The organism is Lentzea albida (genome assembly GCF_900111005.1).
GTDB classification, from domain to species: domain Bacteria; phylum Actinomycetota; class Actinomycetes; order Mycobacteriales; family Pseudonocardiaceae; genus Lentzea; species Lentzea albida.
In genome coordinates, this window is the sequence record NZ_FOFV01000016.1 from 221,915 (window position 1) to 237,034 (window position 15,120).

General features: G+C 70.6%; 17 protein-coding genes. 5 read left to right on the forward strand and 12 right to left on the reverse strand.

The window, feature by feature from the left end; translation table 11 throughout:
* Positions 1–63: 63 nt before the first annotated feature.
* Together sucB and lpdA are read right to left on the reverse strand one after the other, a co-directional pair.
* The gene (gene sucB / locus BMY74_RS33370; RefSeq protein ID WP_089922482.1) at positions 64–1,824 is read right to left on the reverse strand and encodes a 2-oxoglutarate dehydrogenase, E2 component, dihydrolipoamide succinyltransferase; all 1,761 of its coding nucleotides are present in this window, start codon (positions 1,822–1,824) and stop codon (positions 64–66) included.
* Between the two features lie 51 nt (positions 1,825–1,875).
* Positions 1,876–3,264 (reverse strand): dihydrolipoyl dehydrogenase, encoded by a 1,389-nt coding sequence (lpdA, locus tag BMY74_RS33375; protein ID WP_245786492.1) that lies wholly within the window; start codon positions 3,262–3,264, stop codon positions 1,876–1,878.
* A gap of 183 nt (positions 3,265–3,447) precedes the next feature.
* On the opposite strand from lpdA, the gene BMY74_RS33380 reads away from it, so the two are divergent.
* Entirely contained in the window at positions 3,448–3,774 is a 327-nt protein-coding gene (locus BMY74_RS33380) for an oxidoreductase (protein ID WP_089922483.1), read from the forward strand.
* Here BMY74_RS33380 and BMY74_RS33385 read toward each other — a convergent pair.
* Positions 3,771–4,733, reverse strand: a complete 963-nt coding sequence (locus BMY74_RS33385) for a helix-turn-helix domain-containing protein (RefSeq protein WP_089922484.1) — start codon at positions 4,731–4,733, stop codon at positions 3,771–3,773. The genes BMY74_RS33380 and BMY74_RS33385 overlap by 4 nt on opposite strands.
* 34 nt (positions 4,734–4,767) lie before the next feature.
* Complete coding sequence (locus BMY74_RS33390) at positions 4,768–5,235, reverse strand: OsmC family protein (RefSeq protein WP_089922485.1); 468 nt, start codon at positions 5,233–5,235, stop codon at positions 4,768–4,770.
* A gap of 111 nt (positions 5,236–5,346) precedes the next feature.
* Between BMY74_RS33390 and BMY74_RS33395 the strand changes: the two genes are divergently transcribed.
* Complete coding sequence (locus BMY74_RS33395) at positions 5,347–5,898, forward strand: nucleotidyltransferase family protein (RefSeq protein ID WP_245786493.1); 552 nt, start codon at positions 5,347–5,349, stop codon at positions 5,896–5,898.
* Positions 5,899–5,952: 54 nt separating this feature from the next.
* Here BMY74_RS33395 and BMY74_RS33400 read toward each other — a convergent pair whose 3' ends face one another.
* A complete protein-coding gene (locus BMY74_RS33400; RefSeq protein ID WP_089922487.1) occupies positions 5,953–7,425 on the reverse strand; it encodes a leucyl aminopeptidase in 1,473 nt (490 codons plus the stop codon).
* A gap of 199 nt (positions 7,426–7,624) precedes the next feature.
* Here BMY74_RS33400 and BMY74_RS33405 point away from each other — a divergent pair, with 199 nt between their 5' ends.
* The gene (locus BMY74_RS33405) at positions 7,625–8,872 is read left to right on the forward strand and encodes an APC family permease (protein WP_089922488.1); all 1,248 of its coding nucleotides are present in this window, start codon (positions 7,625–7,627) and stop codon (positions 8,870–8,872) included.
* On the opposite strand, the gene BMY74_RS44395 is transcribed toward BMY74_RS33405, so the two are convergent.
* A complete protein-coding gene (locus BMY74_RS44395; protein ID WP_143091795.1) occupies positions 8,811–9,080 on the reverse strand; it encodes a hypothetical protein in 270 nt (89 codons plus the stop codon). The genes BMY74_RS33405 and BMY74_RS44395 overlap by 62 nt on opposite strands.
* Positions 9,081–9,172: 92 nt before the next feature.
* Here BMY74_RS44395 and BMY74_RS33410 point away from each other — a divergent pair, with 92 nt between their 5' ends.
* Positions 9,173–10,264 carry a branched-chain amino acid aminotransferase gene (locus BMY74_RS33410; protein ID WP_089922489.1) on the forward strand — a complete coding sequence of 364 codons (1,092 nt, stop codon included), beginning with the start codon at positions 9,173–9,175 and terminating at the stop codon, positions 10,262–10,264.
* On the opposite strand, the gene BMY74_RS33415 is transcribed toward BMY74_RS33410, so the two are convergent.
* Genes BMY74_RS33415 through cobU form a run of 3 tightly spaced genes read right to left on the reverse strand, consistent with a single transcriptional unit; the run spans position 10,261 to position 12,597 of the window.
* Positions 10,261–10,962: an adenosylcobinamide-GDP ribazoletransferase gene (locus BMY74_RS33415; RefSeq protein WP_089922490.1), complete on the reverse strand. Its 702-nt coding sequence runs from the start codon at positions 10,960–10,962 to the stop codon at positions 10,261–10,263. The two genes, BMY74_RS33410 and BMY74_RS33415, sit on opposite strands and share 4 nt — an antisense overlap.
* A gap of 10 nt (positions 10,963–10,972) precedes the next feature.
* Positions 10,973–12,016, reverse strand: a complete 1,044-nt coding sequence (gene cobT / locus BMY74_RS33420) for a nicotinate-nucleotide--dimethylbenzimidazole phosphoribosyltransferase (RefSeq protein WP_089922491.1) — start codon at positions 12,014–12,016, stop codon at positions 10,973–10,975.
* A gap of 41 nt (positions 12,017–12,057) precedes the next feature.
* Complete coding sequence (gene cobU / locus BMY74_RS33425) at positions 12,058–12,597, reverse strand: bifunctional adenosylcobinamide kinase/adenosylcobinamide-phosphate guanylyltransferase (protein WP_089922492.1); 540 nt, start codon at positions 12,595–12,597, stop codon at positions 12,058–12,060.
* A gap of 16 nt (positions 12,598–12,613) precedes the next feature.
* Between cobU and BMY74_RS33430 the strand changes: the two genes are divergently transcribed.
* Positions 12,614–12,814: a hypothetical protein gene (locus BMY74_RS33430; protein WP_089922493.1), complete on the forward strand. Its 201-nt coding sequence runs from the start codon at positions 12,614–12,616 to the stop codon at positions 12,812–12,814.
* Position 12,815: 1 nt separating this feature from the next.
* On the opposite strand, the gene BMY74_RS33435 is transcribed toward BMY74_RS33430, so the two are convergent.
* From BMY74_RS33435 to BMY74_RS33445, 3 genes are read right to left on the reverse strand one after another with little or no spacing between them, the layout of a single operon-like run.
* Positions 12,816–13,802: an aldo/keto reductase family protein gene (locus BMY74_RS33435; protein ID WP_089922494.1), complete on the reverse strand. Its 987-nt coding sequence runs from the start codon at positions 13,800–13,802 to the stop codon at positions 12,816–12,818.
* 31 nt (positions 13,803–13,833) lie between these two features.
* The gene (locus BMY74_RS33440) at positions 13,834–14,463 is read right to left on the reverse strand and encodes a class I SAM-dependent methyltransferase (RefSeq protein WP_218159825.1); all 630 of its coding nucleotides are present in this window, start codon (positions 14,461–14,463) and stop codon (positions 13,834–13,836) included.
* Positions 14,463–15,089: a DUF3043 domain-containing protein gene (locus BMY74_RS33445; RefSeq protein ID WP_089922495.1), complete on the reverse strand. Its 627-nt coding sequence runs from the start codon at positions 15,087–15,089 to the stop codon at positions 14,463–14,465. Before BMY74_RS33445 ends, BMY74_RS33440 begins: the two co-directional genes overlap by 1 nt.
* Positions 15,090–15,120 lie beyond the last annotated feature (31 nt).

Sequence of the window (15,120 nt, forward strand, 5' to 3'; positions counted from 1 at the left end):
CACTGCGTCTCGCATTGCGACTCACAGGGCGGCGATATCCGATATATCGGATATCAGTCCTGCTCAGAGGCCGAGGTCGGCCTCGAACGCGCCCTCCTCGAGACGGTTCTTGACCGTCGTGAGGAAGCGGCCCGCGTCGGCACCGTCGACCAGGCGGTGGTCGTAGGTGAGCGCGAGGTACATCATCGAGCGGATCGCGATGGTGTCGTTGCCGTCCTCGTCGGTCATGACGACCGGGCGCTTCTTGACGACGCCGACGCCCAGGATGCCGACCTGCGGCTGCTGGATGATCGGGGTGTCGAAGAGGGCGCCGTTGCTGCCGAGGTTCGTCAGCGAGAACGTGCCACCGGCGAGCTCGTCCGGCGTGAGCTTGTTCGAACGGGCGCGCGCCGCCAGGTCACCGATCTTGTGGGCGATGCCCGACAGGTTCAGGTCACCGGCGTTGTGGATCACGGCGTTGAGCAGGCCGCGCTCCGTGTCGATCGCCAGACCGAGGTGCTCGGCACCGTGGTAGGTGACCTCCTTGCGCTCCTCGTCGATCGACGCGTTGAGCACCGGGTGGGCCTTGAGGGCCTCGATGGCGGCCTTCGCGAAGAACGGCAGGAAGGTGAGCTTCGCGCCCTCACGGGCCTCGAACGCCTTCTTGGCCTGGTTGCGCAGCCGGGCGATCTTGGTCACGTCGACCTCGAACACCTGGGTGAGCTGGGCCGACTGCTGCAGCGACTCGCGCGTGCGCTGCGCGACGATCTGGCGCAGGCGCGGGAGCTTCTGCACGGTGCCGCGCTTGCCCGAGTTGTCGACCGCGGCCGGGGCGGCGGTGCGAGCGGCCGGAGCGGACGCCGCGGGAGCAGGGGCGGCGGGGGCCGGAGCCGGGGCCTTCTTGGCCTCGACGGCGGCGAGCACGTCCTGCTTGCGGATGCGGCCACCGACGCCGGTGCCCTTGAGCGAGCCCAGGTCGATGCCGTTCTCCGACGCGAGCTTGCGCACGAGCGGCGTGACGTACGGCGTGCCGTTCGCGTCGTCGCTCGAGGAAGCGGCGGCGGGAGCGGGCGCGGCCTGCGGGGCCGGGGCCGGAGCGGCCTGCGGAGCCGGAGCCGGCTTCGGGGCCTCCTCCTGCTTCGGAGCGGGAGCCGGGGCGGCCTCCTGCTTCGGCTGTGCCGTCTCCTGGGGCTTGGCCTCGGGGGCGGGAGCGGCCTGCGGGCTGCCGGAACCGACGACGGCGAGCTTGCCGCCGACCTCGACGGTCTCGTCCTCACCGGCGACGATCTCGAGCAGCGTGCCCGCGACCGGCGAGGGGATCTCGGTGTCGACCTTGTCGGTCGAGACCTCGAGCAGCGGCTCGTCGACCTCGACGCTGTCGCCGACCTGCTTCAGCCAGCGGGTGACGGTGCCCTCGGTGACGGACTCGCCGAGCGCCGGCATCGTGACGTCGGTGCCCTCGGCGGAACCACCCGACTGGGCGGGGGCCGCGGGGGCCTCCTGGGCTTCCTCGGAAGGCTGCTGCGGCGCGGGCTGCGTCTGCTGCGGCTCGGGCTCCGGGGCGGACTCCTGCGCCGGGGCGGGCGCGGGCTCGGCGGAACCGCCGTCACCGTCACCGATGACCGCGAGCTCGCCGCCGACCTCGACGGTGTCGTCCTCCTGCGCGACGATCTTCTGCAGGACGCCGGCCGCCGGGGACGGGATCTCGGTGTCGACCTTGTCGGTGGACACCTCGAGCAACGGCTCGTCCACCTCCACCCGGTCGCCTTCCTGCTTCAACCACCGGGTGACCGTGCCCTCGGTGACGCTCTCACCGAGTGCGGGCATCTGGACGGAGAAGGCCATTGTTCGCTGACTCCTCGTGCTCTCGTGTGGCTGACTTTGTGTGGGGAACGGTCAGCCGTGCACGTGCAGCGGCTTGCCGGCCAGGGCGAGGAACGCCTCGCCGAGGGCTTCAGTCTGGGTCGGGTGGGCGTGGATCAGCGGAGCCACGTCCTCCGGGAAAGCCTCCCAGCTGTAGATCAGCTGGGCCTCACCGATGAGTTCGCCGACGCGCTCGCCGACCATGGTGATGCCGACGACCGGGCCGTCGGGCGCCTTGACGAGCTTCACGCCACCGGCGGTCTTGAGGATCTGGCTCTTGCCGTTGCCCGCGAGGTCGTAGACGAACGTCTTGACGTCGCCGTACTTCTCCTTGGCCGCGGCCTCGGAGAGGCCGACGGAGGCGACCTCGGGCTTGCAGTAGGTGACGCGCGGGATGCCCGCCTCGTCGATGACCTTCGGGTTCTGGCCCGCGATCTCCTCGGCCACGAAGATGCCCTGCTGGAAACCGCGGTGCGCGAGCTGCAGGCCCGGCACGATGTCGCCGACGGCGTAGACGTTCGGCAGGTTCGTGCGCAGGCGCTCGTCGGTGATGACGAAGCCGCGCTCGATCTTGATCCCGGCCTCCTCGTAGCCGTGGCCCGCGCTGTTCGGGCCGCGGCCGACCGCGACGAGCAGCAGGTCGGCGTCGAGGACGTCGCCGTTCTCCAGCGTGACCGACACCGACGAGTCGGTCTGCGTCGCGCCGGTGAACTTGACGCCGGTCTTGAACTTGATGCCGCGCTTGCGGAAAGCGCGTTCCAGCTGCTTGGACGCGTACTCGTCCTCGGCGGGGACCAGGCGGGGCAGGGCCTCGACGATGGTCACGTCGGCGCCGAACGAACGCCACACGCTCGCGAACTCCACGCCGATGACGCCGCCGCCGAGGACGACGACCTTCTCGGGGATGAAGTCGAGGTTGAGCGCCTGGTCGCTGGTGATGACCCGGCCGCCGATCTCCAGGCCGGGCAGGCTCCGGGCGTACGAACCGGTCGCGAGGACCACGTTCTTGCCGGTGTAGCGCTGGCCGTTCACCTCGACGGTGTTCGGGCCGACGAACGTGCCGGCGCCCTCGACGAAGGTGACCTTGTTGGCCTTCGCGAGACCCTGCAGGCCCTTGTAGAGCCGCGAGATCACGCCGTCCTTGTACGAGTTCACGCCGGCGATGTCGATGCCCTCGAGCGAGGACTTGACGCCGAACTGGTCGCCTTCGCGGGCGTTGTCCGCGACCTCGGCCGCGTGCAGCAGCGCCTTGGTCGGGATGCAGCCGCGGTGCAGGCAGGTGCCGCCCAGCTTGTCCTTCTCGACCAGGACGACGGACAGGCCGAGCTCGGCCGCGCGGAACGCGCAGGCGTAGCCACCTGAACCACCGCCGAGGATGACGAGATCGGCGTTGGTGGCCGACTCCAGTTCCGGCGAAGTCACTTCGGATCTCCTCGGGATTACTTACTACGCGCGGGTGCGCGCGAGGTACGCGGCCATCTTGTCACTAGTTGTCGAAGCGCGGTGATCCGGCATGGGCAACACCGCCTCCGAATCTCGATCATTCACCTACTCATAACACCCTTTCCTGGCACCATGGAGGTGGCAAGCCACAGGAGGTGCCCGATGGGGCTGTTCGACCGTTTCCGCAGGAAGCCGCGCCCAGGTGTGCTGCGTACCGCCTCCAACCAGGACACGAGTCACCTCGAGCAGTGGACCAGGAGCCGCCAGGGCGTCGAGGCCTATGTGGAACCGAAGACCACGGTGACCGAAACCACTGTGGTCCTGGTCGCCCACGACGGCGAGTGGACCCGCCGCCGGGTCGCGTCGCCGGACGCCGCGAGGTCGTTCGCACGCAAACTCGGCATGCCGATCTACGACGCCGGCATCGTCGGTTACCCCAAGCGCATGCGCGACTACACGGCGCGCCAGAAGAAGCTCGGCAACGGCTAGACCGCGCGGACCGCCGCGGCGATCCACGCCTCGCTCGCGCCGGTGCCGACGTCCTCGGTCCGGTTGATCGCCGCCATCAACGCCAGGTACCGCTCCAGCACGCCCTCGAACTCCGCGACGGCCTCCCGCGCGTGCCGGTCCACGACCGGATCGGGTTCGGTCAGCGCGCGCCGGACGTCCGTCGTCCCGCCGGTGAGCCCGGCCAGCGAGGCGAGCAACCGCCCGCCGATCTCACGCCCGCGCGGCGAGCCGGGCTCCACTCCGGACCGTTCCGCCTCCCAGGCCTCGACCTCGATCAACCGGTGCGCCTCGACGCGCGCCATCACCTCCGGCGACGTCGCCCGGCCCGCGCCGGCCGAGGCGAAGGCGGTGTGGAAGTACGTGCGCACCTCGCGCCGGAAGTCCGCGTCCTGCACCAGGTCCGCGAGCTCGATCCACGCCTGCAACTGCTCGGTGTCCGGCTCCGGCGGCAACACGGGCCGCATCCGGTGCAGCTGCTCGACGAACGCCGGGTGCACCACCAGCCCGTCCGCGACCTCATCCCAGAAGTCGTCGAGCAACCGCTCACGGTCCTCATCGGACAGTGACACGAGCGCGTGCATCAACGCGGTCTGCCGTGCGCTGCTGCCTTGCCCCACAACGGTCCGCAGCACCGCTCGCCGCCCCTGCAACTGCCGCAGCTGCCGTTCGACGACCACGAGGTGCGCACTGGCGAGGTCGTGCAACGACATCTCGTCGGCCAGCACCCGCCGCACGTCCTCGACACCGGCCCCGAGATCGCGCAACGTCCGCACGAACTCGAGCCGCGCGATCGCCTCGACGTCATAAAGCCGATAGCCGCCACCGGTGAGAGCGGTGGGCGGCACGACACCTTCGTCCGCGTAGAACCGGATGGCGCTCACACTCAACCCGGTGCGGCGCGCGACGTCCCCGATGGGGTAGAGCTGTTCGTCGGTCATGACAGCCACCCTGCTGTCTCGACCGGCTTGAGACTCAAGCCGTTTTCACGATCGGCTCGTGCCGCACCGGGAAGTTGACGCTGGCCGCGATGAAGCACATCGAATGGGCCTTCTCGTGCAACGCCTGCGCCGTCTCCCTGGTGCCCGGATCGGCGACGGTGACGACGGGGTTCAACATCACCCCGGTCATCCGCCCGGACCCGTCGGGGTGCTCGGTCATCGTGCCGGTCGCGTGGTCGCGGTAGCCGGTGACCACGACGCCGTTGACCGACGCGAGGTGCAGGAACCACAGCATGTGGCACTGCGACAGCGCCGCGACGAGCAACTCCTCGGGGTTGTAGCGGCTGCGGTCACCCCGGAACGACGGGTCCGACGACCCGAGGATCGTCTCCTTGCCCTCGATCCGGATCTCGTGCGCGCGCTCGTAGGAGTTGTACCCGGAGGTCCCGCTCCCGGTGTTGCCGGTCCAGACGACGTCGGCTTCGTAGCGATGCGTCCCCATGTGGAAATCCTCCTCCCCCCGGGCCCGGACTGCGAGAATCGGCCGAAATTCGCACCTGGGGGAGCGGACGTGCGACTGGGACGCCTGCCTGTTGATGAGCAGGTCAAAGCTTTGCAAGAGGTTCTAACGCACAACGAGGTGCTGACCGGTGTCCTCGCCGGCGCGGCCGAGCTGGACCTGCCCGGCTGGTACCTGACGGCGGGATGCGTGGTCCAGACGGTGTGGAACGTCGTGAGCGGCAGATCCGCCGCGGACGGGATCCTCGACTACGACCTGTTCTACTTCGACGCGTCCGACCTGTCCTGGGAAGCCGAGGACGCCGCCGTCCGGGCCGGTCGCGCGAGGTTCGCCGACGCACCCGTCGTCGAGATCCGCAACGAGGCCCGCGTCCACCTCTGGTACGAGCGGAAGTTCGGCGTGCCGTGCCCGCCGCACGACTCGACCGAGTCGGCCATCGACTCGTTCGCCGCCACCACGTGCTGCGTCGGCGTGCGCGTGGACCCCGACGGCCGGTGGCGGGTCTACGCACCCCACGGCCTGTCCGACGTGTTCAACCTCGTCGTCAGGCCCAACCCGGTGCTCGCGCCCCGCCACGTCTACGAGGCCAAAACGGCCCGCTGGCGTGAGCAGTGGCCGGAGCTCACCGTCCTCCCGTGGCCGTGAAAAGCCGAACGGGCGGGAACCCCGGAGGATCCTCGCCCGCTCGAACGAGAGAACTCAGCCGTTGGCCGCGATGTCCGCCAGCACGGCCGCGATGGTCCGCACCGGGACACCGGTGCCGCCCTTCGAGGTGTAGCCGTACGGCCCACCCGTGTGGAACGCCGGACCGGCGATGTCGATGTGCGCCCACTGCACGCCCTCGGCCACGAACTCGCGCAGGAACAGGCCCGCCGCGAGCATGCCGCCCCAGCGGTGGCCGGTGACGTTCGCGAGGTCCGCCAGGCGCGAGTCGAGGTCCGCGCGCAGCTCCTCGGGCAGTGGCATCGGCCACGCCGACTCGCCGACGGCGGTGCCGATGGCGGCCACGCGGTCGCGGAACTCGTCGGAGCCCATGACGCCCGAGGTGCGCTTGCCCAGGGCGACGACCTGCGCGCCGGTCAGGGTCGCGGTCTCGATCAGGTAGTCCGGGCCGTCCTCGCACGCGCGCACGATGGCGTCGGACAGGATCAGGCGGCCCTCGGCGTCGGTGTTGAGCACCTCGACGGTCTTGCCGCCGTACATGGTCAGCACGTCGCCGGGGCGGTACGCGTCACCGGACGGCATGTTCTCCGCCATCGGGATCGACGCGATGATCTCCAGCGGGTACTTGAGCTTCGCGGCGAGCACCATCGTGGCGACGATCGCGGCGGCGCCCGACATGTCCGAGGTCATCTCGTCCATGCCCGCGGCCGGCTTGATCGAGATGCCGCCGGTGTCGAACGTGATGCCCTTGCCGACGAGCGCGACCTTCTTCGTCGCCTTGGCGCCCTTGTACGAGATGCGCACGAGGCGCGGCTGGCGGGTCGAGCCGCCGCCGACGCCCAGGATGCCGCCGAAGCCCTGCTTCTTCAGCGCCTTCTCGTCGAGCACCTCGACGTCGAGGCCGGCGGCGGTCGCGAGCTTCGCGGCGCGGTCGGCGAACGAGCCCGGGTAGAGGTCGTTCGGCGGCGTGTTGATGAAGTCGCGCGCGATGGCGACGGACTCGGCGATCGCCACGGCGGCCTTCAGCGCGGCCTTGTTCTCCTTGGAACCGGCGGCGTGCAGGTCGACCTTCGCGACCGGACCCTCGCCCTTGTCCGACTTGTACTCGGTGAACGAGTACGCGCCGAGCAGCGTGCCCTCGGCCGCGGCACCGACGTGCAGCGCGGCGAGCGTGTTGATCGCGCGCTTCTTGCCGCCGAGCGCGCGGGCGGCGACACCGGACGCGCGGCGCACCTGCTCCTCGCCGGCGGTCTTGCCCAGGCCCACGGCGAGGACCAGCGGAGCGGCGATCTTGCCGAAGGTCGGCACCTTCACGAGCTCGTCGGCCTTGCCGGACGCGCGCAGCGTGCCGAGCACGTCGAGCAGCGCGCCGTCGAACGCGGCGGCGACCGCTTCCGCACCGGGGGCGAGCTCCAGACCGTCCGCACCCTGCAGGGTGCCCACGACGACTGCGTCCGCGGCGGTGGTGCTCAGGTCACCCTCGGTGAGGGCCAGCTTCGGGGCTGTCACGTGCTGCTCCAGGGTTGTGCGTGCGGGGGCTCAGGATCGTGACCCATGCTAAAGGTCGGATTGGTCCAGCCAAGCCCAGCCCCGCCACGTTCGCCGCAATCCGTGACGTTCACAGTTGCGCACAGTGGCGATTCGCCCGTTTCACGCATCAACCGACCGGGTGGTTACGGCCGGATGCCCCATCTGAGAACGTGTACGCGTGACCCACAAGCCACGCGAGGTCGTCACGACGGTCGCGCTCGGTCTTCCCGCGGTGCTCGGTGCGGGGGTCTTCGCCGGATTCGCCCCTGCCGCAGGTCTTGCGGGCTGGTGGGTTCTCCCGGCGCTGGCCATCTCCGCGTTCGCCGCCCTGTGCTCGGCCTTCTCCACCGCTGACCAGTCCCGGGCCTACCCGGACGTCGGCGGCGGTTACGGATATGTGCGGGCCCAGCTCGGCGTGTGGCCCGCGAGGATGACGGCGAGCGCACACCTGCTGGGCCGCGCCGCCATGGCCGGCGCCGTCGCGTCGATGTTCGGCGCGTACGTCGTGCCCGGCCAGCCGGTGCTCGGCGCGCTCGCCCTCGTCGTCGCCACGGCACTGCTCGGCGCGGTCGGGTTCCGCTTCACCACGGGTGTCAGCGTGCTGGTGTCGGTGGTCGTCCTCGGCGTGCTGGCGCTGGTCGTCGCGTCGAGCTTCTCGATCGCGCCCGTGCCGTCGGCGGGGGAGGCGGGCACCGTCAACGAGCTCGTCGGCGTCGCCGGGCTGATGTTCGTGGCGTTCGCCGGGTTCGAACGGATCACCGCCCCGCACCGCGGCGAACAGCCGCACCCGCCGTCCGTGCTGAAGATCGCGATCCCCGTCCTGATCGGACTGTCGTTCGCCGTCCACCTGGCCGTGGGCGCCGGTGTGCTCCGCCAGCTCGGCAGCGCGCGCCTCGCGTTGTCGCCCGCCCCGCTGCGGGACGCGCTCGTCGCGGCCGACGCGGCGGCACTGGTGCCGCTCGTGCAGGTCGCCGCGGCGGTGGCCGGTGTGGCCGCGCTGCACTTCGTCCTCGCGTCCGCGCACCGCACGCTGACCGGCCTCGCCGAGGACGGCGACCTGCCGACCCGCCTGCGGCCCGGCGCGCTGTCGGTCGTCGTGGCCGTCGCGGCCGCGCTCGCCGTCGTGCTGATGCCGCTGGGGCTCGCGCTGGGACTGGCGGCGTGCAGCACGTTGTTCTACTACGCCTTCACGAACGCGTCGGCGCGCGTGCTGCTGCAGAACGACCGGACGTGGCCGATGCGCACGGCCTGCCTCGGCCTCGGGCTCTCGGTGCTGCTCGCGATGAGCACGCCGGTGCCCGCGCTGCTCATCTCCCTCGCGGGGCTGGGCGTGGGCACGGGCCTGATCGGCCTCTCGGCGTCGGTCAGGACGACGCTGAAAGGAAAACGAGAAGCGGAACGAGAACACACACCGCAAGGCCGATGATGCGTCCGTTGTCGGCCTGCTTGTCCTTGGTGATGGCGTGATAGCAGAAGAGGAAGATCGCGGCGATGAAGACCGCGAACACCACTCCGCCGACACCGCCGAGCACCCAGCCGTCCAGGAGGGTCATCCCGGTGCCCAGGACGAGCAGTGCTGCCTGCAAGACGGTGCGGACGTCGGCACCAGTTGAAGATCGCTGCGGCTCGGTCATGTCCGGGGACTCTATAAGCTGTGACTTAGTAGGACGTCCGAGTTTTGGGAAGTGGATTTTCCGTATCCCCACCTGCGGGTTACCGTGCTCCCATGACGAGCGCGTTGCCTTTCACCCGGACTCCCCACCCGCACCCGGCGACCCCGGAGCGCGTAGCGGAGGTACTTGCCAAGCCGGGCTTCGGGCAGCACTTCACCGACCACATGGTGACGATCCGCTGGAACCGCGAGAAGGGCTGGCACGACGCTGAAGTCGGCCCGTACTCCACCCTCGCACTGGACCCCGCGGCAATGGTGCTGCACTACGGCCAGGCGATCTTCGAAGGGCTCAAGGCCTACCGGCAGCCCGACGGTTCGATCGCGTCCTTCCGCCCCGCGGCGAACGCCGAGCGCTTCCGCGCGTCGGCCCGCCGCATGGCGATGCCCGAACTCCCCGACGAGCTCTTCCTGGAGTCCGTGCGGCAGCTCCTCGCGGTCGACGACCGCTGGGTGCCCTCGGCCGCGGAGGAGTCCCTCTACCTGCGCCCCTTCATGATCTCCACGGAGAAGGGCCTCGGCGTGCGACCCGCGTCCGAGTACCTCTACGTGCTGATCGCCTCTCCCGCCGGCTCGTACTTCGCGGGCGGCGTCCGCCCGGTGAGCGTGTGGCTCTCGACCGAGTACGTCCGCGCGGCTCCCGGTGGCACCGGCGCGGCCAAGTTCGCCGGCAACTACGCCGCGTCCCTCGTGGCGCAGGCGCAGGCCGCCGAGAAGGGCTGCGACCAGGTCGTCTGGCTCGACGCGGTGGAACGCCGCTGGGTCGAGGAGATGGGCGGCATGAACCTGTTCTTCGTCTTCGGGGACAAGGTGGTCACGCCCGAGCTGACCGGCACGCTGCTCCCGGGCATCACCCGGAACTCGCTGCTGGAGCTCGCCTCCGACCTCGGCCTGACCGTGGAGGAGCGCCGCATCTCGACCGACGAGTGGGAGAAGGCCAACGCCTCCGGTGAGCTCACCGAGGTCTTCGCCTGCGGCACGGCGGCGGTCATCACGCCCGTCGGCCACGTCAAGCACGCCGGTGGCGAGTTCGACATCGCCGACGGCGGCACCGGCTCGGTGACGATGAAGCTGCGCGAGCGCCTGACCGGCCTGCAGCACGGCGCCGTCGCCGACACCCACGGCTGGATGACGACGCTGAAGTCCTAAGCGATCACCAGTACGGCCAGGAGCGCGATTTCGGCGGCAGCACCGAGCACATCACCGGTGATGCCGCCGAAACGCTTTCCGGTGTGCTGCACGAGCAGCCACACGAGCGCGCCCGCGACCACGACTCCGACGACGGCGCGGATGCCGAGCGGAACCGCCGCAAGTCCCAGCACCGACCACGTCGCGATGACCATCCCGGGATGCTGTGTGCCCGCAACGAGTGCACCGAGCCCCTCAGGCCGTGCGGCGGGCACGCCGCGCATACAGCAGATGCCGAACGCCGCCCGGCTGGTCGCGAACGCCAGCAGCACCACGGTCCAGTGCGCGTGGGGGAGTGCGGCGGCCTGCGCGCCCAGCACCACGATCAGCGAGACGACACCGAACGGCCCGGCGCCGCCGTCCTTCATGACCTTCAGCGCGCGTTCCGGCGGTCCGTAGCACCCGAGCCCGTCGGCGACGTCCGCGAGCCCGTCGAGGTGCATACCGCGCGTGAACAACGCGACGACGCCGACGACCAGGAACCCGGCCACGAGCGCCGATGTATTGGATATCGCGAGTGCTTGGAGCACGCCGACGACGAGCGCGCCGATGACGACGCCGACGACGGGTGTCCAGGCGATGGCCCGGCCCGCCGCTCCGCGATCGACGTCGTCGACGCGCAGCGGCAGGACCGTCAGCCAGGAGAACGCCAGTTTCACGGGCGGAGCTTCATTCCTTGTTCGTCACGCCGGCGCTCTCGAACGTCGCCATCTCCGCGAGCACCTTCACCGCCGAGACCAGCAACGGCAGCGCCGCCACCGCGCCGGAACCCTCGCCGAGCCGCATGCCGAACTCCAGCAGCGGCTTCAGGTTGAGGTGCCCGAGCGCGATCGCGTGCGCGGGCTCGGCCGACTCGTGCCCGGCCACCCACCACGCGCGCGCACCCGGCGCGAGCTCCTCGGCGACGACCGCGGCCGCGCCGACGACGACGCCGTCGAGCACGACCGGCGTCTTGCGCACGGCGGCCTGCGCCAGGAACCCGGCCATCGCCGCGATGTCCGCGCCACCGGCCGTGGCGAGCAACGACACCGGGTCGCTGATCTGCAGCCGGGCCCGGCGCAGCGCGTCGCGGATCGCCGCCGTCTTGCGCATCCACGCCTGGTCGTCGATGCCGGTGCCGCGCCCGACGACGGAGACGGGCTCCGAGCCGGTGAGCGACGCGATCAGCACGGCGGCGGGCGTCGTGTTGCCGATGCCCATGTCGCCGGCGACGAGCACGTCGGCGCCCGCGTCGACCTCCTCGTCGGCGAGCGCGCGGCCCGCCGCGATCGCGAGCTCGCACTGCTCGCGGGTGAGCGCGTCCTCGCGGTCGATCGACCCGGACGAGCGCCGCACCTTGTGCTGGCTGACCGCGGCCGGGGTGTCCGCGTCGACGGCCATGTCGACCACGCGCACCGTCGCGCCCGCGACCTGCGCGAGCACGTTCACCGCGGCGCCGCCGGTGAGGAAGTTCGCGACCATCTGGCCGGTCACCTCGCTCGGGAACGCCGACACGCCCTGGGCGGTGATGCCGTGGTCGCCCGCGAACACGACGACCCGCGGCCGCACGAACGGCTTCGGCGGCACGACGCCCTGGCAGGCCGCGACCCAGTTGCCCAGCTCCTCGAGCCGTCCGAGCGAGCCGACCGGCTTGGTCAGCACCGCGTGCCGGGCCTCGGCCTCGCGCAGAACGGTCTCGTCCGGCGGTTCCACCGGCGGGAACTCGGTGCTCACCTGGTCGCTCCTAACCCTGCTCGTGATCAACCCTGTTGTGATCAACGCAGTTTCAACGGGATGCCGGCGACGAGGAGCGTGACCTCGTCGCACACCTCGGCGACGCGCGCGTTGAGCGCACCGAGGTGATCGCGGAAGAGCCTGCCAGAGCGCGTCGACGGGATGACGCCGAGGCCGACCTCCGCCGTCACGAGCACCAGCCGCGCCCGGCACGTGGCGACCGAACGCACGAGCTGGTCGAGGTGGGGAGTGACCGAGTCCGAGTGGTCGCCCTCCCACGCACGGGCGTCGTCCAGCACGCCGACCAGCCACGTCGACAGGTCGTCGACCAGGATCGGCGGGTCGTCGTACCGGGTCGCGGTGAGCAGGGCGGGCAGGTCGGCCGGAGCGGACGCCTCGACCGTGTGCCACGTGGACGGCCGCCGCGCCACGTGCAGGGCGATGCGCGCGTCCCAGTCCGGGTCGTCGGGGTATCTGCGCGCCGTGGCGACGTAGGTCACGACCTGCTCCGTGAGCAGGCCTTCCGCGTGCGCCGACTTGCCTGAACGCGCTCCTCCGAGCACGAGCGTGCGAGGTGACAAGAGTTAGCCTTCGTCCGTGGAATACCGCTGGCGGTACCAGGATGCACACGGACGCGACGTCGCGGGCCCGGATGTGATGTTCGCGGACCAGACCGAGGCCGAGGAGTGGTTCGGCGCCCAGTGGCGTGACCTGCTCGACGCCGGGGTCGAGCAGGTCACGCTGCTGCGTGCGGAGTCCGAGGTGTACGGCCCGATGAGCCTGCACCCGGCCGAGTAGATCAGCCCTGGGCGGTGAGCCGCGGGTCGTCGGTGACGAGGCCCTCCAGGACGGCGTCGATCTTCTTCAGCAGTTCCGCGTCGAGCTTCACGCCGACGGCCTTGACGTTCTCCGTCACCTGCTCGGGACGCGACGCGCCGATGATCGCGGAGGCGACGTTCGGGTTCTGCAGCACCCACGCCACGGCGAGCTGGGCCAGCGTGAGACCGGCCTCCTCGGCGATCGGCTTGAGGTTCTGCACGGCGGTGAGGACGTCGTCGCGCATCCACCGGGCGATCATCTTCGAGCCGCGCTCGTCGGCCGCCCGCGAGCCCTCCGGGAGCTCGGCGCCCGGCAGGTACTTGCCCGTCAGGACGCCCTGGGCAATCGGCGAGAAGACGATCTGCGAGATCCCCTCACGCTCGGAAGTGGGGATCACCTGGGGCTCGATCACGCGCCACAGCATCGAGTACTGCGGCTGGTGGGAGACCAGCGGCACGTTCAGCTCGCGGGCGAGGGCGGCGCCGCGCGCGATCTGCTCGGCCGTCCACTCCGAGACACCGAGGTAGAGCACCTTGCCCTGCCGGACGAGGTCGGCGAACGCCGTCATCGTCTCCTCCAGCGGGACGGTCTCGTCCCACCGGTGCGCCTGGTAGAGGTCGACGTAGTCGGTCTGCAGCCGCTTCAGGGACGCGTTCGCGGACTCCATGATGTGCTTGCGGCCCAGGCCCCGGTCGTTGGGGCCGCCGGGCCCGGTGGGCCAGTAGACCTTCGTGAAGATTTCGAGGGACTCGCGGCGCTCGCCCTTCAGCGCGCGTCCGAGCACCGATTCCGCCGCTGTGTTCGCGTACACGTCGGCGGTGTCGTAGCTGCTCACGCCCGCGTCGAGGGCCGCGCGCACACACGCGGTGGCGGCGTCCTCCTCGATCTGCGAGCCGTGGGTCAGCCAGTTGCCGTAAGTGATCGCGCTGATGTTGAGGCCGCTGCGCCCTAGACGTCGAAACTCCATGCTCGCAGCCTAGACCAGATCGTTCGTGCTGCTAATGAACTTCCGGAGCGTGCCACACCATGGAATACCGCCAGAAGAGGCGCCTGCGGATCCGCGCGCCGGGCACGATCTCGGCCGCCGCCGCACGGATCTCGTTCAACGTCGGGGCGTGCATCACGACCGGCATCTCGGGGTCGTGCGGCTCCTCGCCGCCACCCAGGGCCTTCACGAGCCCGACGAGCGTGTTCGCGGGCAGTGTCACGAGCTCCATCGCCCTGTCCGCCCGCGTCGCCGTCCTGTACAGCCCGACGACGACCAGCCTGCCGCCCGGCCCGACCAGCTCGGCGAGCCGGGTCAGGCCCACCCGCAGCGGCAGGTGGTGCAGGCTCGCCTCCGCGGTGACGACGTCGTAGCGCCCGAGGTCGTGGGTGAGCACGTCACCTTGGATCCACCGCACCCCGGCGCTCGTCGCGCTCGCCCGTTCGATCATGCGGGCGCTGGCGTCGATCGCGGTGACCTCGTCGGCCCTGATCTGCCGCGCCAGCTCGCCGAGCCCGCAGCCGACGTCGAGCGCCGACCCGGCCCGGGACGGCAACTGCCGGAGGAGCCATCGGCGGTACCACGCGTTGTGGTTCCACCGGAGCTTCTCCGGCAGCTGGAGCCTGCGAGGCTTCTCGCGCACTACTTGAGCGTGTCGCCCGGCTTCACGCGCGGCTTGGGCACGCGCAGCTTGCGGATCTGGCTCGCGCGGATGAACGAGTACCAGCCGATCGACAGGCCCTTGATCGGCTCGGTCGGGAACTTCGCCCGCACCCGCTTCGTGACGAGGCGGCCGAGCACGATGCCCTCGATGACCATCGCGAGCAGCATGAACGTCGTCGCGAGCGTCGCGTAGCGCTGCACGGCCAGCGACGGCGTCAGCAGGGCCACGAACACCAGGATCGCGAGCGGCATGAACAGGCCCATGAGGTTGCGGCGCGAGTCGACGAGGTCGCGGATGTACGCCTTCACCGGACCGCGGTCGCGCGGCAGCAGGTACTTGTCCTCGCCCGCCATCATGCGCTGACGGCGCTCGGTGGCCGCGGCACGGCGCTCTTCCTTGCTCACCTTGTTGCCGCGCATGCGCTTGAACGCCTCGCGCTGCGTGCGGGGAGGCGGCGGGACCGGACCGGTGCGCCGACCCTGCGCCTCACGCCTCTTGGGCGTGGGCCGGCCCTTGCCCGCGGTGCGGGTGGACTCGGCGACCTCGTCGGTCGCCTCCGTGGCCGTGGCTGCGGTGTCGTCGGAGTTGCGGCGCAAGAACCTCACACCATCAGGGTAGGGCAGCGGGTTTTCTGTA

Bases quoted from the DNA above. Each gene is read 5' to 3' on its own strand.
- BMY74_RS33435 (WP_089922494.1), bottom strand. From the start codon at position 13,802: ATGGAGTTTCGACGTCTAGGGCGCAGCGGCCTCAACATCAGCGCGATC.
- BMY74_RS44395 (WP_143091795.1), bottom strand. From the start codon at position 9,080: ATGACCGAGCCGCAGCGATCTTCAACTGGTGCCGACGTCCGCACCGTC.
- BMY74_RS33390 (WP_089922485.1), bottom strand. From the start codon at position 5,235: ATGGGGACGCATCGCTACGAAGCCGACGTCGTCTGGACCGGCAACACC.
- BMY74_RS33410 (WP_089922489.1), top strand. From the start codon at position 9,173: ATGACGAGCGCGTTGCCTTTCACCCGGACTCCCCACCCGCACCCGGCG.
- sucB (WP_089922482.1), bottom strand. From the start codon at position 1,824: ATGGCCTTCTCCGTCCAGATGCCCGCACTCGGTGAGAGCGTCACCGAG.
- BMY74_RS33385 (WP_089922484.1), bottom strand. From the start codon at position 4,733: ATGACCGACGAACAGCTCTACCCCATCGGGGACGTCGCGCGCCGCACC.
- BMY74_RS33380 (WP_089922483.1), top strand. From the start codon at position 3,448: ATGGGGCTGTTCGACCGTTTCCGCAGGAAGCCGCGCCCAGGTGTGCTG.